We start from the raw sequence: 432 nt of genomic DNA, 5'->3' as shown, positions 1-432 counted from the left end.
GGCGCGGTCGATGATGGGGAAGCGCATGGGCCGGGAGCGGCCCGCCATGGCGCCGAGCCGCGGGACGGCGGCGAGCAGCGCCCGCGTATAGGGCTCGGTGGGCTCGGAAAAGATCCGCGCGGTTTGGCCGGCGTCGACGGCTTGGCCTTTGTACATCACCCCCGTCCCGTCAGCGATCTCGCGCACGACGCCCATGTCGTGGGCGATGAACAAGACCGACATCCCCTCCTGATCCTGGAGACTCTTGATGAGGTCGAGGATCTGAGCCTGGATGCTCACGTCGAAGGCGGTGGTCGGCTCGTCGGCGATCAGCAGCTTGGGCCGGCAGGCCAGCGCCATGGCGATCATCACCCGCTGGCGCATGCCGCCGGAGAAGCGGTGCGGGTATTCGTGCAGCCGCGCGCGGGCCGCCGGGATCCGCACCGTGTCGAG

Annotated in this window: 1 protein-coding gene; it reads right to left on the bottom strand. The window is 69.7% G+C overall.

The genetic code is table 11. The annotated features are described in order from the left end of the window. Positions 1–432: ATP-binding cassette domain-containing protein (locus MKK84_RS07755; RefSeq protein WP_243918364.1), on the bottom strand; the 432-nt coding region annotated here is incomplete at both ends.

Origin of the sequence: Methylobacterium sp. E-065 (assembly GCF_022829605.1) — a bacterium.
In the GTDB taxonomy this organism is placed as follows: Bacteria; Pseudomonadota; Alphaproteobacteria; order Rhizobiales; family Beijerinckiaceae; genus Methylobacterium.
The sequence above is the reverse complement of the archived record's forward strand: the minus strand, read 5'-3'. Positions and strand labels throughout refer to the sequence as shown.